The organism is Acinetobacter sp. ANC 7912, from assembly GCF_039862785.1.
GTDB lineage: Bacteria > Pseudomonadota > Gammaproteobacteria > Pseudomonadales > Moraxellaceae > Acinetobacter > Acinetobacter thermotolerans.
Window position 1 is genome coordinate 1,427,235 of sequence record NZ_CP156795.1, and the last position, 24,424, is coordinate 1,451,658.

Annotated in this window: 32 protein-coding genes; 10 read left to right on the forward strand and 22 right to left on the reverse strand. The window is 41.8% G+C overall.

The window, feature by feature from the left end:
• Positions 1–65: 65 nt before the first annotated feature.
• Complete coding sequence (locus tag ABEF84_RS07020; RefSeq protein ID WP_347454010.1) at positions 66–719, reverse strand: TetR/AcrR family transcriptional regulator; 654 nt, start codon at positions 717–719, stop codon at positions 66–68.
• Between the two features lie 232 nt (positions 720–951).
• On the opposite strand from ABEF84_RS07020, the gene prpB reads away from it, so the two are divergent.
• Both prpB and prpC read left to right on the forward strand, forming a co-directional pair.
• Complete coding sequence (prpB, locus tag ABEF84_RS07025) at positions 952–1,836, forward strand: methylisocitrate lyase (protein ID WP_347454011.1); 885 nt, start codon at positions 952–954, stop codon at positions 1,834–1,836.
• Between the two features lie 4 nt (positions 1,837–1,840).
• Positions 1,841–2,983, forward strand: coding sequence for a 2-methylcitrate synthase (gene prpC, locus ABEF84_RS07030; protein WP_347454012.1), 1,143 nt, complete (start codon positions 1,841–1,843; stop codon positions 2,981–2,983).
• Between the two features lie 67 nt (positions 2,984–3,050).
• Here prpC and ABEF84_RS07035 read toward each other — a convergent pair whose 3' ends face one another.
• A complete protein-coding gene (locus ABEF84_RS07035; RefSeq protein WP_347454307.1) occupies positions 3,051–3,698 on the reverse strand; it encodes an aminotransferase in 648 nt (215 codons plus the stop codon).
• Positions 3,699–3,735: 37 nt separating this feature from the next.
• Complete coding sequence (locus ABEF84_RS07040; RefSeq protein WP_347454014.1) at positions 3,736–4,221, reverse strand: nicotinamide-nucleotide amidohydrolase family protein; 486 nt, start codon at positions 4,219–4,221, stop codon at positions 3,736–3,738.
• Positions 4,222–4,477: 256 nt separating this feature from the next.
• Here ABEF84_RS07040 and ABEF84_RS07045 point away from each other — a divergent pair, with 256 nt between their 5' ends.
• Both ABEF84_RS07045 and ABEF84_RS07050 read left to right on the forward strand, forming a co-directional pair.
• Positions 4,478–4,708 (forward strand): hypothetical protein, encoded by a 231-nt coding sequence (locus tag ABEF84_RS07045; RefSeq protein ID WP_347454015.1) that lies wholly within the window; start codon positions 4,478–4,480, stop codon positions 4,706–4,708.
• A gap of 424 nt (positions 4,709–5,132) precedes the next feature.
• The gene (locus ABEF84_RS07050) at positions 5,133–6,296 is read left to right on the forward strand and encodes an MFS transporter (protein WP_347454016.1); all 1,164 of its coding nucleotides are present in this window, start codon (positions 5,133–5,135) and stop codon (positions 6,294–6,296) included.
• A 15-nt stretch (positions 6,297–6,311) separates the two neighbouring features.
• Here the strand turns inward: ABEF84_RS07050 and ABEF84_RS07055 are convergent, their stop codons facing one another.
• Together ABEF84_RS07055 and ABEF84_RS07060 are read right to left on the reverse strand one after the other, a co-directional pair.
• The gene (locus ABEF84_RS07055) at positions 6,312–7,802 is read right to left on the reverse strand and encodes an amidase family protein (protein WP_347473812.1); all 1,491 of its coding nucleotides are present in this window, start codon (positions 7,800–7,802) and stop codon (positions 6,312–6,314) included.
• Positions 7,803–7,841: 39 nt separating this feature from the next.
• Positions 7,842–9,269, reverse strand: coding sequence for a diguanylate cyclase (locus ABEF84_RS07060; RefSeq protein ID WP_347454018.1), 1,428 nt, complete (start codon positions 9,267–9,269; stop codon positions 7,842–7,844).
• 276 nt (positions 9,270–9,545) lie between these two features.
• Here ABEF84_RS07060 and ABEF84_RS07065 point away from each other — a divergent pair, with 276 nt between their 5' ends.
• Positions 9,546–10,034, forward strand: coding sequence for a hypothetical protein (locus ABEF84_RS07065; protein WP_347454019.1), 489 nt, complete (start codon positions 9,546–9,548; stop codon positions 10,032–10,034).
• A 65-nt stretch (positions 10,035–10,099) separates the two neighbouring features.
• Here ABEF84_RS07065 and accC read toward each other — a convergent pair whose 3' ends face one another.
• Genes accC through aroQ form a run of 3 tightly spaced genes read right to left on the reverse strand, consistent with a single transcriptional unit; the run spans position 10,100 to position 12,374 of the window.
• A complete protein-coding gene (gene accC, locus ABEF84_RS07070; protein ID WP_347473813.1) occupies positions 10,100–11,467 on the reverse strand; it encodes an acetyl-CoA carboxylase biotin carboxylase subunit in 1,368 nt (455 codons plus the stop codon).
• 18 nt (positions 11,468–11,485) lie between these two features.
• Positions 11,486–11,902 (reverse strand): acetyl-CoA carboxylase biotin carboxyl carrier protein, encoded by a 417-nt coding sequence (accB, locus tag ABEF84_RS07075; protein ID WP_004809213.1) that lies wholly within the window; start codon positions 11,900–11,902, stop codon positions 11,486–11,488.
• Between the two features lie 16 nt (positions 11,903–11,918).
• Positions 11,919–12,374, reverse strand: coding sequence for a type II 3-dehydroquinate dehydratase (gene aroQ / locus ABEF84_RS07080; RefSeq protein ID WP_347473814.1), 456 nt, complete (start codon positions 12,372–12,374; stop codon positions 11,919–11,921).
• 861 nt (positions 12,375–13,235) lie between these two features.
• On the opposite strand from aroQ, the gene ybaK reads away from it, so the two are divergent.
• Together ybaK and ABEF84_RS07090 are read left to right on the forward strand one after the other, a co-directional pair.
• A complete protein-coding gene (gene ybaK, locus ABEF84_RS07085; RefSeq protein WP_347473815.1) occupies positions 13,236–13,703 on the forward strand; it encodes a Cys-tRNA(Pro) deacylase in 468 nt (155 codons plus the stop codon).
• 299 nt (positions 13,704–14,002) lie between these two features.
• Entirely contained in the window at positions 14,003–14,488 is a 486-nt protein-coding gene (locus ABEF84_RS07090; protein WP_347454303.1) for a hypothetical protein, read from the forward strand.
• A gap of 127 nt (positions 14,489–14,615) precedes the next feature.
• Here the strand turns inward: ABEF84_RS07090 and ABEF84_RS07095 are convergent, their stop codons facing one another.
• Genes ABEF84_RS07095 through tusD form a run of 4 tightly spaced genes read right to left on the reverse strand, consistent with a single transcriptional unit; the run spans position 14,616 to position 15,998 of the window.
• A complete protein-coding gene (locus tag ABEF84_RS07095) occupies positions 14,616–14,927 on the reverse strand; it encodes a TusE/DsrC/DsvC family sulfur relay protein (protein ID WP_347454302.1) in 312 nt (103 codons plus the stop codon).
• Positions 14,928–14,939: 12 nt separating this feature from the next.
• Complete coding sequence (locus ABEF84_RS07100; protein ID WP_034586561.1) at positions 14,940–15,224, reverse strand: DsrH/TusB family sulfur metabolism protein; 285 nt, start codon at positions 15,222–15,224, stop codon at positions 14,940–14,942.
• Positions 15,225–15,235: 11 nt separating this feature from the next.
• Positions 15,236–15,586 (reverse strand): hypothetical protein, encoded by a 351-nt coding sequence (locus tag ABEF84_RS07105; RefSeq protein WP_034586558.1) that lies wholly within the window; start codon positions 15,584–15,586, stop codon positions 15,236–15,238.
• 43 nt (positions 15,587–15,629) lie between these two features.
• Positions 15,630–15,998 (reverse strand): sulfurtransferase complex subunit TusD, encoded by a 369-nt coding sequence (gene tusD, locus ABEF84_RS07110; protein WP_034586554.1) that lies wholly within the window; start codon positions 15,996–15,998, stop codon positions 15,630–15,632.
• Positions 15,999–16,278: 280 nt separating this feature from the next.
• Between tusD and ABEF84_RS07115 the strand changes: the two genes are divergently transcribed.
• Positions 16,279–17,298: a site-specific integrase gene (locus ABEF84_RS07115; RefSeq protein ID WP_347454301.1), complete on the forward strand. Its 1,020-nt coding sequence runs from the start codon at positions 16,279–16,281 to the stop codon at positions 17,296–17,298.
• Here the strand turns inward: ABEF84_RS07115 and ABEF84_RS07120 are convergent.
• From ABEF84_RS07120 to ABEF84_RS07165, 10 genes are all read right to left on the reverse strand, one after another.
• A complete protein-coding gene (locus ABEF84_RS07120) occupies positions 17,295–17,573 on the reverse strand; it encodes a DNA-binding protein (RefSeq protein ID WP_347473816.1) in 279 nt (92 codons plus the stop codon). The genes ABEF84_RS07115 and ABEF84_RS07120 overlap by 4 nt on opposite strands.
• The gene (locus tag ABEF84_RS07125; protein WP_347454025.1) at positions 17,574–17,861 is read right to left on the reverse strand and encodes a hypothetical protein; all 288 of its coding nucleotides are present in this window, start codon (positions 17,859–17,861) and stop codon (positions 17,574–17,576) included.
• 10 nt (positions 17,862–17,871) lie between these two features.
• Positions 17,872–18,216 (reverse strand): hypothetical protein, encoded by a 345-nt coding sequence (locus tag ABEF84_RS07130; protein ID WP_347473817.1) that lies wholly within the window; start codon positions 18,214–18,216, stop codon positions 17,872–17,874.
• Positions 18,216–18,419 carry a hypothetical protein gene (locus tag ABEF84_RS07135; protein WP_347473818.1) on the reverse strand — a complete coding sequence of 68 codons (204 nt, stop codon included), beginning with the start codon at positions 18,417–18,419 and terminating at the stop codon, positions 18,216–18,218. The genes ABEF84_RS07130 and ABEF84_RS07135 overlap by 1 nt, the downstream gene beginning before the upstream one ends.
• Before the next feature lie 78 nt (positions 18,420–18,497).
• On the reverse strand, positions 18,498–19,481 hold the full coding sequence (locus ABEF84_RS07140) for a recombinase RecT (protein WP_347473254.1): 984 nt from the start codon (positions 19,479–19,481) through the stop codon (positions 18,498–18,500).
• A 19-nt stretch (positions 19,482–19,500) separates the two neighbouring features.
• Positions 19,501–20,481, reverse strand: coding sequence for a lambda-exonuclease family protein (locus ABEF84_RS07145; protein WP_347460656.1), 981 nt, complete (start codon positions 20,479–20,481; stop codon positions 19,501–19,503).
• Positions 20,478–20,732, reverse strand: coding sequence for a hypothetical protein (locus ABEF84_RS07150; RefSeq protein ID WP_347461040.1), 255 nt, complete (start codon positions 20,730–20,732; stop codon positions 20,478–20,480). The genes ABEF84_RS07145 and ABEF84_RS07150 overlap by 4 nt, the downstream gene beginning before the upstream one ends.
• A gap of 214 nt (positions 20,733–20,946) precedes the next feature.
• The gene (locus tag ABEF84_RS07155) at positions 20,947–21,480 is read right to left on the reverse strand and encodes a DUF4411 family protein (RefSeq protein ID WP_347473819.1); all 534 of its coding nucleotides are present in this window, start codon (positions 21,478–21,480) and stop codon (positions 20,947–20,949) included.
• Between the two features lie 2 nt (positions 21,481–21,482).
• Positions 21,483–22,604 (reverse strand): XRE family transcriptional regulator, encoded by a 1,122-nt coding sequence (locus ABEF84_RS07160; protein ID WP_347473820.1) that lies wholly within the window; start codon positions 22,602–22,604, stop codon positions 21,483–21,485.
• 218 nt (positions 22,605–22,822) lie between these two features.
• On the reverse strand, positions 22,823–23,524 hold the full coding sequence (locus ABEF84_RS07165) for a LexA family transcriptional regulator (protein ID WP_347461044.1): 702 nt from the start codon (positions 23,522–23,524) through the stop codon (positions 22,823–22,825).
• Between the two features lie 110 nt (positions 23,525–23,634).
• On the opposite strand from ABEF84_RS07165, the gene ABEF84_RS07170 reads away from it, so the two are divergent.
• Positions 23,635–23,847, forward strand: coding sequence for a Cro/CI family transcriptional regulator (locus tag ABEF84_RS07170; RefSeq protein ID WP_347461045.1), 213 nt, complete (start codon positions 23,635–23,637; stop codon positions 23,845–23,847).
• 56 nt (positions 23,848–23,903) lie between these two features.
• On the forward strand, positions 23,904–24,395 hold the full coding sequence (locus tag ABEF84_RS07175) for a phage regulatory CII family protein (protein WP_347461046.1): 492 nt from the start codon (positions 23,904–23,906) through the stop codon (positions 24,393–24,395).
• The last annotated feature ends 29 nt before the right edge of the window (positions 24,396–24,424 follow it).

Below are 24,424 nucleotides of genomic sequence, written 5' to 3' on the forward strand. Positions count from 1 at the left end.
GTTGGTTAGTTAAATAAAATACGGAATCGGCTAATATACTATATGAAAAGCAAATTGCAAAAAAACTAGACCTTTTGGTGACCGTCTAGAAAGCGATCGACACAATATTGAATATATTCGATGGTTTCTTGATCAGTTTCGTCGCTGGGCAGACCCATCAAAATACGCCATTCGATATTTCTTAAAATGCCGAAATACAGCTGTGCCGAAAATAATGGATTTGGACAATTCAGCAGGCCTTTTTTATGTGCCTGAGACAGTACTTCTGCAATGGAATGCTGGATATGCTTTGGGCCTTGTTCATGAATATGCTGGGCAATATCCAGATTGCGACCACTTTGTTCCACAATGAGACGTATAAATGCAGCATTCTGCGGCTGTTTGATGTGCTGGAAAAAGTTCACCAGAGTCTGGATCAGATAATTGCGAAAGTTCTGTGCAGTATCTAAAGAAAATGGCAGGCAGATATCTTTAAAAAATTGGGTACGACGATAGTCACAGATTGCTTTAAATAAACCTTCTTTACTGCCGAAATATTTATAAATAGACGCTTTGGAGCCGCCGGCATGATTGACGATGTCATCCAGTGAAACTGCATCATAGCCACGTTCCAGAAATAGCTCGGTTGCACTGATCAGCAAGGCGAGACAGCGCTCATGCCCACGTTTGGTTGGTGGCACATCTTTGGCTAAGGGTTCCAGTTGGACAAGATCCTGCATATTGATGATGAAATCAGCACATTTTGAAATATTCCAGAGGTCATCATATCAAAGTTATGCCCAGATTTCATGGCAAGCCTGTAAGCCTTGTTTTGTTTGACAATTTTACTAACCGGTACTTGCATGTTTGACTAAAGTTTTAGAGCATTTATTCTATTGGGTCATGGATTGAACAACAGTTCTGGGTATACTCAGGTTTCAATAATTAAAGCCAACACTGTGGAAAGGGAAGATGACACAACAAACGTCTGCAGGTTTAAAGTTTAGAGAAGCATTAGAAACTGAGAAACCTTTACAAATTATTGGAACCGTAAATGCCTATGCCGCCATGATGGCAAAACAGGTTGGTTATAAAGCCATTTATGTCTCCGGTGCTGGTGTCGCAAACTACTCCTACGGTCTGCCTGACCTGGGTATGACCAGTCTAGATAATGTTTTAGAAGATGTCCGCCGTATTACTGAACGTGTCGATACGCCGTTACTGGTGGATATCGATACTGGCTGGGGCGGTGCCTTTAATATTGCCCGCACCATTAAGCAAATGATTTCTGCTGGCGCAGCAGCAGTACACATTGAAGATCAAGTGGCACAGAAGCGTTGTGGTCACCGTCCGAATAAAGAAATCGTCTCCCAACAGGAAATGGTGGACCGTATTAAAGCGGCAGTGGATGCAAAAACAGATTCAAACTTCGTGGTGATGGCACGTACTGATGCCTTACAGAAAGAAGGCTTGCAAGGCGTAATTGACCGTGCCTGTGCCTGTGTGGAAGCGGGTGCAGATGCCATCTTTGCCGAAGCTATGACCGATATCACTATGTATAAAACCGTGTGCGATGCAGTGGGTGTGCCGGTATTGGCCAATATCACTGAATTTGGTGATACGCCGTATTACACCACAGATGAATTAGCTGAGCAGGGCATTCGCATGGTGCTGTATCCATTGTCCGCAACTCGTGCGATGCAGAAAGCTGCGTTGGAAGTGATGCACTCCATTCGCGAGCATGGCACTCAGGTAAATGTACTGGACAAGATGCAGCAGCGTAAAGAACTTTATGAATTTTTAGATTATCACAGCTTTGAAGACACTTTAGATAAACTGTTCAAGCAGGAGAATTAAAACAATGGCTGAAGGAAAAGTACTGACAGGTGCAGGATTGCGCGGACAGGTTGCAGGCAAGACTGCACTTTCTACGGTAGGAAAAAGCGGTGCAGGCCTGACCTATCGTGGTTATGATGTGCAGGACCTGGCAGAACATTGCCAGTTTGAAGAAGTAGCTTACCTGATTTTCTTTGGTGAATTGCCGACTGCTGAACAGCTCGCGGCTTACAAGGCAAAACTCAAATCACTACGCAGCCTGCCACAGGCTCTTAAAGAAGTTCTGGAACGTATTCCAAAAGAGTCGCATCCGATGGACGTCATGCGTACTGGCGTATCGATGCTCGGCAACCTAGAAACGGAACAGTCTTTTGCTGAACAGCAGGATGTTGCAGACCGAATTCTGGCAACGCTGCCAGCAATCATCTGCTACTGGTACCGTTATAGCCATGACGGCGTACGCATTGAAGAAAATACCGATGATGATTCGATCGGTGCGCAATTTCTGCACTTGTTACGGGGTGAGAAGCCGAATGCGCTACATGAACAGGTGATGAATATTTCACTGATTCTGTATGCAGAGCATGAGTTCAATGCCTCGACCTTTACTGCGCGTGTCTGTGCATCAACGCTGTCTGATATGCATTCCTGTATTACTGGTGCGATTGGTTCGCTGCGTGGCCCATTACACGGTGGTGCCAATGAAGCAGCGATGGACATGATTGAAAACTGGAAGTCGCCAGAAGAAGCTGAACGTGAAATGCTGGGTATGCTGGAACGTAAAGAAAAGATCATGGGCTTTGGTCACGCGATCTATAAAGACAGCGATCCACGTAATGCCATTATCAAACGCTGGTCGGAAAAACTGGCGAAAGATGTCGGTGATACCGTTCTTTATCCAGTCTCTGTGCGTTGTGAAGAAGTGATGTGGCGTGAGAAGAAATTGTTCTGTAATGCTGACTTCTTCCATGCATCTGCTTATCACTTCATGGGCATTCCAACCAAACTGTTTACCCCAATCTTTGTGATGTCACGTGTTACCGGTTGGGCAGCACATGTAATGGAACAGCGTGCAGATAACCGTATTATTCGTCCAAGTGCGGATTATATTGGTCCAGAATTGCGTAAAGTGGTTCCGATTTCTGAGCGTAGTGCTGTAGCAGTTTAATACGGTATGTGATTTAAAAAAGCGGTGATCAGTTCACCGCTTTTTTTATTTCTTATATTTTTCATAATCAGCATGTTGTTTTTGATTTTGCAGTTTGTGGCAGCAGTAAACTAGCATCCTGTTTGCTATAGCCACTTTCCATATTAATACCTTGATACTCTACGATCGCCAGTTGAGCTGAGCGATTGGGGATCTGCCATGCGTTGCTAACATGTAATGACGGATTAATGTAACTGGTACTGCTTAACACCAGACTAGATGCATGTTGCGAACAGACCTGATAGGTCTGCTCATATTTCTTCAGGATAAAGGCATCATCCGGATGGTTATATTGCCAGAAATCACCTTCAGTCACTTTCTGTTTTAACTTCTGTACCTTGAATGAGGAAACAGGAATGGACTCTAAAGGGATTAATCGGGTTTGAATTTTCTTTAATTCCTGCTGAAGCTGTTTTTCAGCTTGAGAGAGTTTCTTATCCAAATGCTTATAAATCGATTTCACCTCAATGAGCTTTTGTGGCGTTCTGGAATTCAGCTGGTAATAATACAATTGCGGTAAGTGACCAAATTGATCATGATACTGCCGAATGAGAAAGATTTTTTGGTCTTTTTGATCATAGCCTAGAACTTCAATGGTTTCGGGACCACCGACAGTCGCCATGCTGAAAGGGCTTAACATCATCAGTGATGTAAATAAAATTGGCTTTCCTTGCATCCTGTTCCTCATGAGCTATATTCAGTTGAATTTTTGTTTAAGTTACTTTAGCATTAATCAATTCACTCATTTGGTCTGCAATTTTTTCTGTGAGTATATCTAAACGTTCTTCAGGTGCACCGTGGTCAATCAGGTAACGGTAGTCATAAGTTTGATCTTGATAGAAAATTGAAATAAAGAAGGTGCCAACCGGCTTCTCTTTACATTCACTGCCACCTGGTTTAAGTAATCCGGTACACGCTACGATCATATCCGCTTCTTTAAACAGTTTTTTGCCTGAAGATGCCAGCGCTTGGGTCACTTCCATGGATTCAGCTGTATATTGGTCAATCAGCTCTTTAGGCACGCCAAGAATATCCATCTTTAATTCAGGGTCGTAGCAGACCAGGCCACCGAGCAAAATGTTGGCACCACAATTTTTATAGATCGAAAATTGGCTGCTTAGATAGCCGGAGCTGGCACTTTCTACAAATGCGACTTTTAGGCCTTTTTGTTCGAGTAAATCACAACAGTCTTTTAACATGGTGTTCATTTTTATTTTATTCAGATACATCTAATGTATCGGGCAAAACTAGCTTATTCAACAGCCATTACGTTAGTACACATTTATCTAAAGATTGCTTAAAGAAAATACGTTTTTTGAACTAGGATAAGGAATGATGACATGCCAGGCAGCTATTCGCTCAACTGTTAATCGAAAATTGAATTTAACGGTATCATCGACCGGGGAACAGTGGTAAAAATAAAAATAAAGTGCTTAATGAAAGTAGGAAGTCACAATGAAAACTACAGTGAAATATGTAGTCCTAAAAAGTCTGGACTATCAGTTGGGTACCCCGTTATTTCAGGAAGAAATTGATGCGGATAACCAGTATTTTGATCAAATTCCAGCAGTGATCACATATCAGAATCTACAATTTAAAGTGAAAAGCAAAGAGCTAAAACGATTACAGCTTCCAGAAGAAAAAGAAGACTCGCAAACGATTATTGTAAAAGTCGTTACAATTTAATTGTGCTTTGAACTGAATTAAAAAAACCTCTTTTATAGAGGTTTTTTTAAGGGTTTGTCTCCGACAAACCCGGTACGGTTCAAAATGCTTGCTAGGCGTCCATACATACGAATACACGTATGAAATTGAATTCCGTGATTGTGAGAAGAAAAGATAAAGGCCGCGCTCCATAGTGGGCGCTTTGCTGTTTTACAGCGGGATCGCATAATGCAGATTGTGCTGCTAAAGTAGACGCCTATATTAAAATTCATAAGCCCTCTAAGTGAGGGCTTTAATCTAGCAGTCTACAAATATTTTGAAATCTACAAAAATAAATTTTGTAGACTGATTTGTAGACTGGTGAACTGTATGGACGGTAAAACGAATACAATAGGATACAGCTTTCACAATTTTAAGTTTCTGATTTTTAGGCCGGTTTATTTCAATGCTCAATCTTCCCATCCAGTCCAGACTCGGCGGTTTTTACTTCTGCTACTATGCAATCGTTGGGGCATTTATGCCGTTCTGGAGCTTGTATCTTGAAGATCGAGGCTTTAGCTATTCAGAAATCGGAATTTTATCTTCAATCGCCATTGTGACCCGTTTCTTCGCCCCGATGATCTGGGGCTGGATAGCCGATAAATCCGGGAAACGTATGTTGCTGGTACGCATCGCCACTTGGATGGAAGCGTGTATCTGGTTCATGATCTTTATCATCCCCAATAGCTTTCAATCCGTCGCTTTGCTGATGCTGATTTTTAGCTTCTTTCAGAATGCGATCTTGGCCCAATTTGAAGGTGTGACCTTGTTCTGGCTGGGCGAAAAACGTGCCGAATTATATGGCAAGGTGCGTAAATGGGGATCTGTTGGCTTTATTGCCGGAGTGTTTGGTATAGGGGCGATTTTTGGAATTATTCCGGTGAGCATGTTGCCTGTGATATTGCTGTGTATTTCATTTCTGGCTTTTATCTGGTCCTTTAGTATTAAAGAGCCTTCCGCAGCACCCACGGCGCAGAAACAGTTGGAACCACTTTGGCCAATCTTGAAACAACCAGTAGTGTATAGCTTTTTTCTGATTGAATTGATCATGCTGTTCTCGCATGCGCCATTTTACAGTTTCTACAGCAACTTTCTTAGTCAGCATGGTTTCAGTACCAGTCAGATTGGTTTGCTCTGGTCGGTTGGGGTAATTGCAGAAATTATCATGTTTGCATATGCGACTTTATTCTTTAAACGTTGGGCATGGCGTACCTTAGTGCTGATCTGTTTATTATTAACAGGTGTGCGCTGGTTGATTGTTGGCATGCTGCCATCCATGTTTATTGCCCAGTTTATGGCACAAAGTATTCATGCCTTTAGTTTTGGCCTGTTTCATATGATCGCCATGCGGGTAATTTTTCAGAACTTTTCGGCAGGACAGCAGGGACGAGGACAAGCGCTGTATAGCACCATGTGGGGCTTGGGTGTGGCAAGTGGCAGTATTCTGGCGGGACAGTACTGGGATGTCTTTGGCGGCGCTACGATCTTTATTTGTGCAGCGGCTTCTACGCTTTTAGGTTTGTTACTTTTAGCAGGATTACCCAATCGGGTGGAAACACATCCCACCTGATCTGGGAGTTACTGATTAGATTTGAATGTCCTGATAGCGATGGAACCACGGTTGTGCCTGTTCAAGCTGTGCGGCCAATTGTAGTAATAAGTCTTCGTGTGCAAATGGCGCAATAAACTGCGAACCCAATGGCAGATTTTGCTCATTCCAGTACAAAGGTACGGACATCGCGGGTAAGCCTGTAATATTGGCCAGTTGGGTAAAAGGCACCCATTTCAGGTTGTCTTTCACCATCTGATCGACCAGTTTACCCTGAGCGAGCAGGTGAGCTTTTCTTATACCGAGTAAGGCTTTCAGGATTGGTTTTTGCCAGTCAGGTGTTTTAATCTCGCCATTTTGCGGTGCAACGGACGCCGTGGCCGGGGTCAGATACAGATCATAACGGTTAAAGAACTGGTTCATTTGTGATACATACACGCCCCAGTTATTCAGGTTATGGATGTATTCAATCGCCGTGGTTTTCGCACCAAAAGCCGCTAGGACTTGGGAGTCGAGTTCAAAATCAGTGAATTTAGCGTCGTAATGTTTACGGATTTCATCCAGCATATAAGAGAACTGGCTAAACCAGGTGGTAATAAAATCCTTAGCCAGCTGCATGCCATCAATCTCTGGACGATCTTCTACAACTTCATGGCCTAATGATTCAAGTAGCTTGGCGGTTTGTTCAACGGCTTGAATAGCATCTTGAGAAACTTGAGTTCCAATTGGAGATTGAGTATTAAAAGCAATTTTTAGTTTTTTCGGTGGCTGCTGAATGATTTCCAAGTAATGCGTATGTGGACGCATAATCTTGAACATGGAATGGTGATCTTCGCCATGTGTGGCATCGAGCATCGCTGCACTATCACGCACGGTTTTAGTGAGCACATGTTGCATCGCAGCACCATGCATGGCTTCGCTCATTTGTGGGCCCCAGGGGGTACGACCACGACTAGGTTTCAGGCCAAACAGCCCGCAATAAGAAGCCGGAATGCGGATTGAACCACCGCCATCACTTGCACCAGCAATCGGGACAATCCCAGCAGCAACCGCAGAAGCCGAGCCACCCGATGAGCCCCCACTGTTATGTTTGAGATTCCACGGGTTTTTACAGCTGCCCCAAGCATCTGGCTCCGTAATCCCTTTGATGCCAAACTCTGGGGTATTGGTGCGGCCAAAGGTCACAATCCCGGATTTCTCCCAGCGATTAACGATTTCTGCATTACGATCCGCGATATAGCCAATCCGTTTAAATCCATTACAGCCATAAGAGGTCGGATAACCTGCATATTCCTGAAACAGGTCTTTCACCAGAAAGGGCACTCCGGCAAAAGGACCGGTCAAATCAGTTTGGGTACGTTTCTGGGCATAATCATGCATCGGAATAATAATGGCATTCAGTTCTGGATTGGCTTGGTTACTACGCTCCAGTGCAATATTCAGCAGTTCTGATGGATGAATTTCTTTTTTAGCGACCAGCTCAGCCAGTCCCAGACCATCGTATTTAAGATATTCCTGATAATTCATAACAATCCTTGTTCTAATCACTACAATTTCTAAATTCTTTTAAGATGCTAATACCACCTGATTACGCCCCAAATGTTTGGCACGATATAATGCCTGATCTGCGATATTAATCAGATGCTGCAAATCTACTTTTTGTGGTGCGATCTGATGGGTAATACCGAGACTCACCGTGATATTCACTGTTCTGCCATAGTCCAGATAGATCGGGGTATTTTCCACTACATAGCGAATACGTTCAGCAATTGCATTGGCTTCGTCATGATCAATGTCCCACATCAGAATCACAAATTCCTCTCCACCGATCCGGGCAAACAGGTCATAACTACGCAGATTGCTTTTGACTGATTCAGCAAACTGTTGCAGTACAGTATCACCGACATGATGCCCATACTCATCATTGAGTCGTTTAAAATGATCAATATCTAGCATGATCAATGAAAACGGCAATTTTTTCGTCTGTTCCAGTAAACTTTCACCTTCCTGAAAGAAAAAGTGCCGGTTCATGGTGCGGGTCAGTGTGTCATAATTCGCCAGATACAGCACGTGCTTATAAAGTTCATTCCGGTTTTGGCTAATAATGCACAGAATCAACGGTGCTAAGGCCAGCATAAATAAGCCTATGCGTAAGGAAATGAAGGTGGTGGAATTGATCAGTGCATCATGTTCCAGATAGACCTGGGTCAGGCTGTTGTAAGTAAACAGTAACACCAGCATATTAATAATCGAAATGGTAAAAATACGATAAGTTAAGGCAGCCCAGATCAAGGCCGCCATTGGATAAATCAACGCACCTGGACCCGAAAAAATATGGGTCAGAGACACGCAGATGGCAATGGCGATCAGGGGAAAGAAATAGCTAACTTCGTAAGTTTTTTTGCGACGATTATTTAAGAAATAGTGAATGTCCTTGATGCGTGGAAAAGCCAGCACCAATGGCAGAATAATGATGTAATTCACCATCTCACCAGTCCACCACAGGAAAAAATCAATCTGCATATTTTCCAGAGTAATGAATGAATCCGGAACATTGACCAGTGTCAATACCGCAAAAGCCGCACTGGCGAGACAGCCGGCAAAAGCAAAAATGCCAAACAGATGAATAAAGGTATAGCCGGTATTGTAATATTTATAGTTGATCTTGAAATAGCGGATGCAGAACAGAGAAACGATGGTGCTAAGCAGATTAGACAGGGTCAGGAACAGACTTTGCAGGAATGGACCACCAGTAACCAGATCGGCAAACATAAAGGCACTGAAAGCACCAAGCCAGCCACCTTTGTTATTCAGCTTGGGAAAACGCAAGAAAAAGGCAAGCAGGGCGGCATTGGCTGGCCACAAGAATGCCAGATAACCCATAGGACGGGTAGCAATACCAATAAAGCTGCAAACAAGGATAAGCAGTGCAATAATGATATATGCAGCACTTTCTGGATCCAGTTGTTTTTCTTTTAAGTCAGCAAGTCGCAAATCAAGTTACCCTATAAATTTACAATGAAAAATCACATGCTATTTTTATTTACTTGAGCTGTGCAATTTTTCTTTTTGTTATTGCTAGTCTTTAATTTAATTCATTATTAAAGTTCTGTTGGGTACAAAATATAAACAAAATTCTCTTGAATTGAAATGGCTATTATGTAGACGAATGATATTTTTAAGCCAACAGATGAAAAGCTTTTTTCGCTATACGCTGACTTCAAAAAAATATGTTAAGTTAGACTGCATTGTAGGAATGATTCTTAAAATATGAAAAGAACGTGTCTAAGCCTGATGCTGCTTACTTTGTCCACCTGGGCAATGGCTGCAGATGCAAATAAAAAAACACCACAAGTAACTCAAGTCCAAACGCAGGCTTCTCAAACGGCAAATACCTATCGTGTGGTGACTCGTCCGGAAATTCTGGGACTGTGGGGAATGGAAATTCCAAATAATAAGAAATGCATCGAATACTATAATTTTAAATCGAATAATAATGTCGTTATCAAAAGTGGTGAGGAATGGTCTTCAGGTATTTATGACTATCAGGTGTCTCAGGATACTACTGAACAGGCACCCGCTTTGATCATGCAAGTCAAGTATGATAATAATCAGGTTGATTGTTCAGGCAATCAGGAAGATCAGGCTGGTGAAGTGACCCAGTATTTCGTGAAATGGCAAAATCCACATACCATTAATTTTTGTGCGGGTGAAAAAGCCGATCAATGCTTTGCAACGTTAAGACGTATATTACCGTGATGAATTATTGCCCAATAAAAAACCGCTAATGATTTAGCGGTTTTTATATTTTGAAGGTTAAGGCATTAAGCCTTTTCTTCAGCAGCACCTTCTAATTGTTTAAGAAGATGTTTTTCTAAATAGTGAATATCCATCGCCTGTTCACAGAAATTTTCATCCTGCAAGATCAGATCTTTGTGCAATGGAATATTGGTTTTAATCCCGGTCAGGATCATTTCATCTAGTGCCTGCTTCATACGGGCAATGGCTGTTTCACGATCTTTACCATGCGCAATCAGCTTGGCGATCATTGAATCATAATATGGCGGAATGCTGTAGCCTGGGTAGATGTGAGAATCTAAACGGATACCGGCACCACCCGGCGCATAGAAAGTCTCAATCTTGCCCGGAGATGGCATAAAGGTCGATGGATCTTCAGCATTGATACGACATTCGATCGCGTGACCTTTAACTACTACATCTTCTTGCTGAATATTCAGCCCTAGGCCAGCGGCAATACGTAATTGCTGCTCGATGATATCAATGCCAGTCACCATTTCAGTGACTGGGTGCTCGACCTGAACACGGGTATTCATTTCAATAAAGAAGAATTCGCCGTCTTCAAACAGGAATTCGAAAGTACCTGCACCGCGGTATTGCATCAATTTACATGCATTGACACAAGCTTCAAGAATGTCGGCACGTGCCTGTTCTGGCAGGTTTGGCGCTGGCGCTTCTTCAAGCACTTTCTGGTGACGACGCTGTAAAGAACAGTCGCGGTCATATAAGTGAATCGCATGGCCATTACCATCACCTAGAACCTGAACTTCGACGTGACGCGGTTTTTGCAGGAAGCGTTCCATGTAGACAGTGTCATCACCGAACCACATTTCTGCATCACGCTGAGCCGCCTGTACGGATTCCAGTAGGGTATCGACACGTTCTACGATACGCATACCACGACCACCACCACCGGCAGCAGCTTTCACGATCAGCGGGAAGCCGATTTCTTTTGCTTCAGCTAAGGCATTGTGAATCGTTACTGCATGATCACAGCCAGGTACGGTTGGTACGCCAGCTTTTTTCATGGCGATAATCGCAGAAACCTTGTTACCCATCAGGCGGATATGTTCTGGACGCGGGCCGATAAAAATAAAGCCGGAGCTTTCCACGATTTCAGCAAATTCAGCATTTTCAGATAGGAAACCGTAACCTGGGTGGATGGCATCTGCACCAGTAATTTCAGCTGCTGTGATAATGGCTGGAATATTCAGGTAACTGTCGCTGCTCGCGCCAGGGCCGATACACACGGCTTCATCACAGAAGCGCAGGTGCATCAGGTCCTTGTCAGCGTCTGAATAGACACCGACAGTTTTAATTCCCAAAGTTTTGCAAGCTCGGGCGATGCGCAGGGCAATCTCACCTCGGTTTGCAATTAAAACTTTTTGCAACATTATGAATCCCCGAAGTGATTAGGCGCGGTAACGGAAAAGTGGTTGACCAAACTGAATCACTTCACCATTTTTCACCAGAATTTCTTCAATTACGCCGCTTTGAGTTGCTTCGATTGGGTTCATGATTTTCATTGCTTCGATGATACCCAGTGTTTCACCCGCAGAAACGGTTTGACCAACTTTTACGAATGGAGCTTCGCCTGGGCTTGGTGCTGCATAGAACACACCGACCATTGGAGATTTTTCAACTGCACCGCGTGGTGATTTCGCTGCTGGAACATCAGCAGCAGGTGCAGGCATTGCAGGAACAGCTGCTGCAACCACTGGATTGCGACGAGTTAGCGCGATGGATTGATCGCCTTCCTTAACTTCGATCGCCTGTAAGTCAGACTCAATCATCAAATCGATGAGTTTCTTGATTTTACGGATATCCATGAGACAGTATTCCTAATTAAGATTGCTGAGAAGATTGAATTTTTTCAATGATGTAGTCGAGTGCGGCAGCATAGCCTTTTGCACCTAAACCACAGATCACGCCGATGGCTTTATCGGATAAATATGAATGATGTCGGAATGCCTCGCGTGCATGCACGTTGGACAAATGGACTTCAATAAATGGGATAGCAACACCAAGTAGGGCATCACGTATTGCAACAGAGGTATGTGTCAACGCTGCAGGATTGATGATGATGTATTGCACGCCGTTTTGTTGTGCTTGATGAATTCGGTCGACAACGGCACCTTCCCAGTTACTCTGGAAAGTTTCTAATTCTACGGAGGCATTTTTCGCCTGGGCGATCAGCTGTTGATTGATATCATCAAGAGTTAAATAACCATAGACTTCTGGTTCACGCTTTCCTAGCAAATTCAAATTCGGTCCATGAATGACCAAAATGGTCGAACTCATTCAGCTTGCTCCAATTCAAAAGTTTCAAAAAAGTTTGCAAGTTCTCAGCAAACTTCCTCCATTATGGCATGAAATTCTACATTTTTTAAAAATTTTGTTTGAATTGGTGTAGAAAGCGCGTGCCTAATAGCGGCCTATATAATGCGAACTTTGCAAAGAATTGGCAATGTTAAAAAATGACAAATATGGAAAATATGTCGAAGTTTTACATTGTATGCTGAATTGGCGAAATGAGTTAATAATGTTTCTGTAACATTGCTACGCGACTATCGATAAGTCAACTGGTTTTCATCAGAAATCAATAAACTCAGTTAATCAACCTCGTTGTTATTTCTCTTATAAGAAATCATTTGTTTCCTCTCTTTTTATTGATATAGGGTATAAGCAATGCTTTGATTTATAGTACTTGAGGATAATTGGTTTAATTAATCTAAGTTAATGAAATAATTTAAAAAAATAAAAAATGATTCCAAAATGGGTTATTTTAAAAGTTTCTGATAAAAGGCACTTTGTTTTATAAAAATTTATATTTCGATGTATCTGATCAAGAACAGACAATAAGGAATATAGCTCCTGATCTTGATGGCTTCTAACAATGAGTAAGCCCTAAAAATCCTAATGACTGAAATGTTCATTACTGCAGACGAAAAAATGTACATAGGTCAATTTTGAAAATCATCAGGATTGGCAAAAGCTGGTATGAATTCATATTGCTTTAATCAGGTAAAGTGTGCCGCTTTATGCGTTGGCTCTAATAAATCGACTATTCGCAGAAAGTTTAAACGATGAATATCTTGTAGCTGCACGTTCCAGCTTTGAATTTCATATAATAAAGGCCTCAATAACAAAATAGCCAAGACCATGACCCCAGCTTGCAAACTTTTAAAAGCCAATAAAATCGAATACAGCATTCATGAATATGAACATGACCCAAATGCGAAAAGCTTCGGTCTGGAAGCGGCAGAAAAGCTCGGACTATCTGTTGAAGAAGTATTTAAAACTTTACTAGTCACTGATGAAAAGCAGTATTTCGTTGCTGTTTTACCCGTGAACCATCAGCTTAACCTGAAAAAAGTAGCACATGCATTTGGCTGCAAAAAGCTTCAAATGGCGGATCCGAAACAGGCTGAACGGTTAACGGGTTATCTGGTTGGCGGGATCAGTCCGGTGGGACAAAAGAAACGCCTGAAAACCGTCATTGACGCATCTGCGGAAAAACTGGAAAAAATGTATGTCAGCGGTGGCAAGCGTGGGCTGGACATTGGCTTAATACCAGCAGATTTAGCCAAAGTCTTGAGTGCCCATTTTGTTGATATTGTAGATGAGTAATTCCAGCTCTTAAAAAAATATTAAGATTTCATTAAACCCGGAACATGCCGATGAATAGCATATTCCGGGTTTATTTTTGGTCGGATAGCACTTCACAAAATTTTTCATTTTGTATATTTTTAATACAAAGGCACACTTGAGGTGTCTATAGAAAAACAAAAAATAAAACAAGAAAAACAAAAAATAAATTGGAGCACTGCTCATGAGCGTCGTTATGTTACATAACGTAAATTTTGTATTTCAGAAATTTACAGCGTTTCAATTCCTAAACCTAAACAGAGTTAATCTGGAGGTGGCTTATGAATGAACGAGGTGTTTATCTATTTAGTATCATCGCTTTATTTTTAGTGTTGTGGCTGATCGGCTTTCAGATTCATGAGGAAATCTATCGGAAAGATCTGGGGCTGAATTATGCCTATGTGCCGACTGGGGTATTGCTGCATGGTAAAACACTTGCAATTTCGCGATCTTCAGAGCCAGTTGAAAGTGTCAGCGAGGCCAGGCAACATCAAGGCAATTCTCCTTACTTGCTTTCACCGCAAATTCAGGAACGTAATCGTTTTTTGACTGACTACTATAATATGCTAGATGCACTGCGTAGCGGGAAAAAACCGGAATATCTGCAGCTCAGAACCTTTTTAAACAAGCAGCAGAAAATGCTCGAAAACAACACGCTTAAGCATGAGGAAGCTCAGGAAAATATTCGGTTGCTACTAAGCTATCTACCTGAATATCAGCATGAGTTATATCGCGCGATTGCCAAGCTGAGAACACGCTATGCTTAAAGTTGGCTAATTATTCTCTAGTAAATAAAAAGCCCGCAATTCGCTGGGCTTTTTTTATCGATCTCAAAGTATTGTAAATTGATGAGAATAGCCTAAATGACTTGGGTATTATTATTGAACAGTGTGCTTATAGACAGTTGGGTGGTTTTGGAATCCCTGCCAGACGGCTTAAGTGACGTGCCACTAATCCAGTATTAAATCTTTCCTGCAGTATCGCATTGTTAATTTCTGGACTGACGGTTTTCATCAGGAATTTAATTAGAGGACGCGTTGCAGGTGAATGTCCAAACTGCTGGTAAAACTGACGTACGGCTTGCAGGATCTCAAAATGCCAAGGGGTAAGTTGCAGATCCAGACTATCTGCCAGTACTTGGGCGACTTCTTCATTCCAGATGGTGTAATCGACTAAGTGACCATCTTGGTCTAGCTCTAAATTCATGTTTAATCCGTATTACTTCAGCGAAATGCAGCGGTTAAAGCCAAGGCATAGTTCTGCAAATTCGGCATAGTTAATGATTTTTAAGTTGGCAATGTCTGGTTGAGGTAAAAGTTGAGCCTCATTTTCCAGAATATAAATTTCTTTAAGTTGCTTCAAAAAAGGATGTTCTATTGCCAGTATGGCATCACCCATCAGGATGACCTGATCATTTTCACTATAAAGCTGGGATAGCTGTTCTAACACCTGCGCCGTTGCTGCATAGCTGGCTTGGATCATATAAAGAGTTGAATTAGACATGGGAGATCACCTTACCAGTACAGCACATGGTCAAAGCCTTGAATGAAGGCAGGATTCAGTTCAACGAATTCGATTTCCTGTTCAGTATGTTGAACAAAAGGCGAGTTCTGATTTTTGCTCTCTACTAGAATTGGCGTCAGGTCATAGAATTCAAAGCTATCCACCATGTTGGATGCGATTTTAAATGCATGTTTCAGCTGATCAAATTCCAGCTCAGAACGCAGCAAGCTTAAGGCCGCACCTTGCAATAATACTTTTACTTCTGAGCCGAAGGTTGCCAGTACCATGGTAGCTGAGAGGCTTTCATGAATCTGCAAGGAATTCAGGTTGGACTGGGTTAATATAACGAGTACAGATTTCACACAATATACCTTTTAAAAGCAACATATCCCGAAAATAGAGCGATTAGAATTGAAGCAGACGATGTGCAGATTGGACAGCATCAGCGAGTTCGCCCAATCCGACCAGTTCAAACTGATCTGCAAGATTATGTTGTTGAATATTGTGACGTTGAGCATTTTCCTGATCTGTGATGCCACGTGCTAACGCCGCACTCACACACACCGGCAGACGAATCTGTAAGGACTGCCATTCCCGAGTGAGATGACGCTGATCGTCTGGAACCCACTGCAAGGCATTGGCGACTGACACACCGTCCTGATAGAAGAAAACCCGAAAGTCTTCCTGTTTTTGCTGTAATGCCTTGGCAAGACCCAAGGCATGCCAGGCATGTATCGATGTCGGGGCGGAGGTAATAAGAATTAAGGTGCTCATGAAATTCACTACAGGCTTGATCAACCTCAGGAAGTTGATCTGGGCTACATAATAAAAAGGTAGTATACAATGATTTTAGATGATCTTTTCTAAAAATAAGACAAAAATTAAAAGTAAAAATAAAATTAAATTAATAAAAACAATAATTTAAAACTATGTGTAAATCAAATACCATCACTAAACTTCTGACATATCTGCACAAAATCCCCTCTATTTCCTTTCATTTTTCAACTTTATCGCTAGAATAAAAAGTAATCTGCACCAAATCTGCACCAACAATATGAAAATACCAAAGCCCATCCAGCGGGGTTCCAGCTGGCGTATCATTGTAACTTTTGACAAGAAACGATACTCAGCTACACGCGACACAGAAAAAGAATGTGAGCAATGGGCTTATAACAAATTGCTTGAGCTTCGCTCCGGTAAAAAAGCAATCGAACAAGGTGAAAAGCCTGCTTATCCATTTAGAGATTTATGCGCCAAATACTATCAAGAGCATGGTCGACACATGCGATCCGCACGAACAATCAATTTCAAAATAAAAAACCTTGATCGAATTGCACCAAATTTAGCAGACAAGTCTATTTATGACTTTAAGCCTGCCGATATTGCAGAATGGCGAAATAACCGTAAGAAAGAAGTAAAGGTGGCAACACTCAGGAATGAGCATGCGATTTATTCAGCCGTGTTCACTTATGCCATGAAAGAACTATTTCTGATTGATTCCAATGTGTGGCATTCAGTCACGATGCCAGGCAAAGAAAAATCAAGAAGTCAGCGTATCACTGAGGAAGATCAGGCTTTAATGCTCAAGGCGTTAAGTTGGGATGGAATCACCACACCTGAAACATCACGTCATTATGTAGCCTGGGCATTCCTATTTGCTTTGGAAACCGCAATGCGTCAGGGTGAAATCCTTGCCATGAAAAGACAGGATATTAAAGAAGGCTTTGTGCATTTACCGATGACTAAAAATGGTGAATCTCGAAACGTTCCATTATCTAAGGAAGCGAAACGACTTTTATCATTACTGCCTAAAACCAATAATCAACTTTTGCCAATTGATAAAGATCAATGTTGCGCCACATGGGTTCGAGCTAAGAAAAGAGCAGGGCTGCCGCATATCAACTTCCATGACTCGCGGCATGAAGCTATTACAAGAATGGTGAAAGTGAGGAAATTACCGGTAGAAGTGTTGGCCAAGATTACAGGCCACAAGACGATTTCGATGCTAGTGAACACTTATTACAATCCAGATGCTCAAGACCTGGTGGAAATGTTTAATGACAGTGAGAGCTAATTAGCTCTCGGTCTGCCTCTTTTAACTTTCACGGTCAGCAAGTCATGTGCAAGGCGTGGATTGTATAGCGCCTTGCCTTGTGTACCTTGATTGATCGGGGCTAACTTTTCTCGAATCGTGGTCACTGACAAGTTGTATTTCTGAGCTAGGTGAGAAGCTGAAACCAATTCGACTTCAACCTCTTTAAGCTCCTTCACTGTTGCACCGCCAATAGTCTGACCTAACATGATTTGAGGCGGTCTTTCGGCTTCAACAGTGATGGTGTAACGAGCCATTCAAGACACCTCCTTTAAACTTTTTACTACCGTTTCAGGCAATTCATGCTCATTAATAAAGCTTGAAAGCGCGTGATATACGCGATCGGCATTACGCTCATCAAACTCAATACGCACCAGATTGGCCATATTCTTAATTGAGAACCCGATATCCAGACCAGATGCTTCAACCATGCTCAAGAACATTTCAAACTGCTTTTCACTCATGGTTAAGTAAAATGGCTTTTCTTTATAAAGGTGATCAATTACCAGGTTGGCCAGAGAAATTTTTTGTTGAATTTCAATCATTGGCTGGCTCCTATGCTTTAACTTCACCACTCAACTTTTCATAAATTGACTGAAGCAAGTTATTAGCGATTCTTTTTGTATTGCTCAAACCATTATCAAAATAGTAATCAATATCATGAAGTATTGAATTGACATCCAATTGAGCCGGCACCGCGTTCGCTTTGGCTTCCCTCCATGCTTCCCAGCTAAAAATCAGAGCTGTAATTAAGTGCTTACACTTCTTTTCAATGTCAGCTGGAACATCAGTTCTTTTGATATACGCCCCAAATTCAAAAAAAGTGTACTGCGCAACATGCTCAAGACGCTTGAAGCATTCAGACTGCTCAAATTCAGCTTTTAATTTTTCAATATCCATCACACCACCTCGCCAAAAGGGTCATGCCCCTTAAATTCTTCAAACAATTGAGTCGCTGCTTTATTCAAGCGACCGTTCGCCATAATCATTACGTTTCGCGGGAAGCCCTTACCTGTAGCAGTGTTATAAAACTGTGCACCGCCAGCAGAAATTACACATTTATACCCAAGGTGAGTGAGCCAGATAATGAAGGCTTCACTCATGAGAGGGTGGACTCGGTAGTGTTTTTTCATGCTGCTTTCACTCCTAAATAGCACCCCGAAGGGTGCAATCGTCCATGCTCAAGGTGTCAAAGCTGCTTCTTGAGCTTCATAAGCAGAATTAATTTGTGCGATCTGCTCGTCAGTCATCTCGCCTGATGCTGGCTCAAATTCGTTTTCCATAATCTGGTTAAGAGCATTCATGTCTGAAGCATCATTGATCTGGTCGATAATCGACTGAACAAGCAATTTCACTTGCTCCTTCAATTGACGGCGCTTCTCTTTAAATACTTCGCCAATTTCAGACTTGGCTGGTTCGCCAAGGTTTAGTGCTGCAATTTCTTCACCCACTTTTTCAAGCTGGTTTAATGTGCGTGCATCCTTGATGTTGATGTAATACACACTCAGATCCAGCTCTTTAGCTGAAGAATCAACAGCATCATTTTTCTTTTTCAGGCGGCTTTTCAGAGCAGATGCGCCTGTATTCGGCTTGGTTTCTGTTCTAGGTGCGCCAGCTGGTGTTATATCGATTTCTTTATCCTGTTCTTCCTCAGCAATCGCCATACCTTTGAGCACATCCGGGAACACATCGCGCAGAGCGTAAGAACGTGCACGTAGTTTCATCATGCGTTTTGGATACTGAGTCCACGGGCCTTGCTTGCCAGATAGTCCGGCGCGTTTAGCATCTTCCATGCTGAATTCTGAAACGGCTGGTTCCTCACCTTTACGTTTCACAGTACAGATAGCCTTCAATCCATCCGGTGTAATCTCCTCTTTGATGGATTCCAGTAATCCAGACCCACGGACGAGAGCCAGCATTGCATCACCCCAGATCGAAGGGCGGCCATTGATCACCGCAATGTTTTGCATGGCTTGAAGTGGCTGTAAGCCAATTTCAGCACCCCACTGCATAGCAACAAGAATGTTGCCTGGCTTGCGCTGGTAGTCCTTCGGCACAATGTCAGAGCTTGCAAGGATTTCAGCGATCTGCATTGCTTCCTGCAGGTTGTTCGGAGTCAGAAAATTAACGGCAGTGTTTTGTCCTGTTTTTACAATTGAGTTCATGTTTTTTATTCCCAAAAAATTAGTTAATGCGTAGCACGCGAGTGCCTGAAACTTTTGTGAACTGTTCTGCAATGTCTGGATGTGCTGCTTTCAGTGCAGTGCTATCCAGTGTTTTGCGCTCCTGATATTTGTACGTTGCCAGCTTTTTACCGCCTGAAATGATGGCTTCCGCATCTTCAAAACGTGACACGATCTGCAGCTTGAGTGCTTTCAGTTCTTCTTCTGCTTCCTTGATCGTGCCGTTCAGGTCTTTGTACTCTGTAAGCAACTGCTCAAGGCTTGCATCCACATCAATGTCTTTACCTGCAACGTGGCGTTCCCATCGATGAGTCACATCATCAAACGTAGTTGGTGCAGGTGGAACGTCAGCCTGAACATGCTCATTCCAGAACTTTGAGCATTCATCTGTGAGCATTTCAAACAGCTCAGGATCGAATGCGACCTGATAACTGCGGAACTTCTGGCCACCGATCAGCACACCTAAACCACACATCGAAGCACCTGTAATACCCATGTACCACTGCACTTGTGTCAGGTAGTAATCTGGCACCTGTTCAGACTGCTCATCACCCCACAATTTCGCCAGGTACTGGTTAGCAGTCTTACATTCCAGAATACGGTCAGTGGTCAGCTTTCCGTCTTTGATACGGACATTACCTGAGATATCAGGATTGATAATGGCGCGATCAATGTTGGCGCGCATCCAGTCATGTTCTGGGTGAACAATAGTGGCATTCACGCGCTGAACCTTCACACCGTTACGTTTTGCGTATTCCTTCGCAACGATGTCTTCCAGGGTGGTGCCCCAATAAGACGCTTCGCTTTGAGAATCCTCAACGTCTGTACGGCCTGTTTTGTCCAGCCAAAGTTGGTAAGGGGATTTATATTTGCTTAATCCCAGAATTGCAGCCACATCAGAGCCACCAATACCAAGACGACGTGCTTCTAGCCATGCCTGGCGTGCGTTTTCAATTTCCTGAGTGTTCACTTGAGTATTCATTCCGCATCCTCCACAGTCACCGCCTGCGCAATTGTTTCAATTTGGTTAGCGGATTCACGGTCAGCCTGGTGAACGAACATGAAACCAAGACCGCCAAAGATGCAGATAAGAAGCAGGAAAGCCGCAGTATTCTTGGCAGCTTCGGCAATTTTTGATTCTTGCTGTGGCTCAGGATGCTGGTACAGACGTGGAGACGTCATGCGTGATGTGCCGAATTCCGGCAATTGACTTTGTACTGGGTGTTTATTCATAATGTTTTCACTCACAGGTTAGGTGTGGGTCATGCCTCAGGTAGTTAGCGCTACGCTGAGGTTTCTTTTCACTTGATGGTTAAAGCATACTTTAATAAATATTATATGTAAAGCATGCTTTAAATATATTTTTAAACTATGCTTTATTTATGTTTTAATAGACAAAAGAAAACCCACCGCTGGGGTGGGTTGTTTGGGGAAAATATAAAAATAATTAAAACAAAAAGCCAAGTTTTGAAAATAAATAAGACCAGTTACCACATTCAATATTTAGTTTTTCACAAATATTGGGAACTTTTATGTTGTGGCCTTGTGATTTAGCATCCCAGTTTAAAAAAGGATTTCTTTGCTCGCATGTTATAACACAAGCATCTGAACCATAATGATGAGCCAAACTAACAACATCGAGATCAGCGTAATTATCTTTTGTTACGTGGTGTGAATTTTTTGATGCATTATATTTTAATAACTCTTGTTTCAAACCAAGGATTGATGTTCCGTGTTCATTTGGCTTGATTTGATGAACACAGAAACGATCAAGAAAGGCATGAAATATTGATTCATCATACTCATAGTCTGCAATCTTTTGTTCAATTTCATGCAAAACAGCTTCGCACATATAAAACTTAACTTGGTTGGCTAGTCTGGAGCTTTCTAAAGAACTCCATATTTCTTTAAATATTTGTTCTGGATAATTTCTGTAACAAAAGTCTAATACAGCATTTGTATCTAAGCTAATTTTAATCATAATTAGAAGACCTTTTGCTGTAATTCTTTAAAGGCTGACGGTTTTGATGTCTTATGGAATCCAAGAATATTTTTGGCGGTATTGGATGATATGCGCTCTTGCCACATTGCACTCATAACTTTTTCAACAAAGTTGTAGCCAAAATACTTTAAGACCATATTTTCCTTCTTAGAACCGAACCCCCCACCATTTTCTTTGGGTTTAATGTAATCTAAATAATCAACAAGCTGATCTTGATTTATTAATCCAAGCATTTTTAACTGAATGGCAATAGCCGCCTTACTTGCTTTTGTTTGTTTTCGAATAAGAATAACATTCTCTTCGATGGTTAAATTTTCATTAAAGCAATCAGCCACAATATTTTTTGGGGCTAAAACATACCCTGTAACTTGATCACAATATTTTTCAAGACTATTGTCAGATTCTAGTAATCGTCCATCAAAGACACTACTACCTAATCCCAAATGGACAATTTCGTGAACTAAAGTAAATAGCTTTCTAGATTGAGATTGTCCTGAGCTAAAAATGGCAATAATGGGTGCGGCATCAAAATACAAACACATACCATCCGAGCCAAATTTATCACGCCCTCTATCTATAACTATTACATCCATGAGCTCTACAATGTCTCTCCAAGCATTAAAGTAATCATCTGAATTCTTGATTTTTTTGCTGTGTGTGTAAAAACCAAAATAGTCAATTATTGCTTGAGCATCTTCTTCTGCATTAGTTCCGCTAAGCTTCAAATCGAAAGCTTTAGGCTCTTCATTCAGAGAACTTAATATAGATATAAAGTTATCTCTAACTTGGCAAAATTCCTGCACTAAAGCATTTTCTTTATATCTATCTTCTGGAATATCTATATGATTTCTAAATTCTATTATTTCAGGCGTATTACGCTCATAGATAAAATTATCAGTTGTTAGATACACTGTTGGCACAAATAAAACTTTTGAAATAGTTTCTAATTGGCTCAGCTTAAATACTTCAACTTCATCCAAGGCCTTATTAATTTTGCTTTGAGATATCTTAGTTAAATTGGCGAGTGCACTCGCTGACACATTCATGTCAGTCATATAGCGTCTTAGCGCATTTGGTGAGTGTTTAACCAATTCAATAACCATCAGTCTTTAAAAGCCTCTTGTAGATACCTAGCATTATACTAGATTTATTTTAGCACTTGCTGAATTTAGCCCAATTAATTCCCAAACCAAAACCCTATAAACTGCATTGATTCCTATCATCACCCGATCTGTTCTAAGGGACTGCGTCGGGTTCGAAGTTAATACCCAAGCCGCATAAGCGGCTTTTTATTTCCACAAAGTCACCGGTGACTTACTTTTTAAACATCCCTATACAACCCCACCACTTTACCAACCAGCTTGCAGCCATCTCTTAAGGGGATGGTCTGCTCTGGCCAGTTAGGATTTAGAGGCTGCAAATAAACTTGGCCACTTTCTAAAATCAGTTTTTTGAAGGTCGCTTCGCTATCGCCGTCACAGGCAACAATAACTAGATCGCCAGTCTTAAGATCAGCTGGTAGAAAATCTGGATTCACATAAATCTTATCACCAGGGCGGAAGTCTGGGAGCATTGACTCACCAACCACTTCTAAGCCATAGCCATTCTTTCCACATCGTGGGTTAGGCGGTAGCCATTCTTCGAATTGTGTACCGGCTGGAACTGCTTCAACAGAAGTCCATGCGCCTGCTTGTACCCAAGAGATGACGGGGATGAGGCGACCTATAATTTCCTGTTTCTTTGATAGATCAATACTATTATCAAGTTTTAGATTGCCTGATACTTCAATCATATTGAACTTTGAGTCTCCCGCCAGCCAATAAGGATTTACCCCAAGATACTGAGCGGCTTTAGCATTTTTAAGACTATCTAGAGAGCCAGTTTTTCCATTTATCCATTGGCCTACAGCAGCTACAGATACCCCACAGTACTTAGCCATAGCAGCTCTATCCAATTTCTTTAAATTATTTTTCGTCAAGAAATGAGATATAGCTTGATTAATCCGATCCTCAAGTGTGCTCATAGTAAAATTCACTTTAATTTTAAAGCCAGCTTACAACACAATCAATAAAGCTTGCTTGCAAATATGTATTAAAGTACACTTTAAAAATAAAGCATACTTTTGGTATTGATATGAAAGTACTTATTAAAACCAGCGATGCAATTGAGCATTTTAAAAATGCTTCGCATCTAGCTGATGAAATTGGCATTACTCCTCAAGCAGTCAATCAATGGGGGGAATATGTTCCGGATCCTTCCGTTGGAAAAATCATGGCTCTTGTTCCAACCATTTCTTACAAAATTGTTCGTAGTCAGAAAGAGCCCACGGCACTTTTAACTGCTTAATTTCATTATCAACCCGTAACTATTTGAAATAAACGTGAATATAAACAGGAATTCACATGGATATATCAAAGGAAACTAAAGCTGCTTTGCACAAGATGATCCACCAGACCAAGGGGATTACGCCAAAGGAAATTGCAGACGTGTTGGGTGTATCACACAAGACAGCATTGAACTATGCCAATCCAAACATGGAACAGCATTTGCCAAGCCTTAAAGCATTCGAATTCATGCTGACCTATACGCAAAATCCTGCAGTTTTAAAAGTGTGGGCACATCAATTGGGTTTGATGCTGATTCCTGTAGCTGACGCCGAAGGAAAAGGGCATGAGCTAACTGTTCTTGAGTCATTACTTGGTATGAACATCAGCAATGGTGAAGCGAACAAACAGGTTCTGAACGCTTTAGAAGACGGGGTAGTAACGCCTGCTGAGATGGATGAAACAGATCGCATCCTGGAAGAGATCGAACACAACATTCAGTCATTACGCAAGGCCATGAAAGGCCAGTGCGCCAAATATTTATCAGCTCTACAAATGGAAAAAGCCTGAGGGATGAGGTCAGGCTTCATGTTCAATCA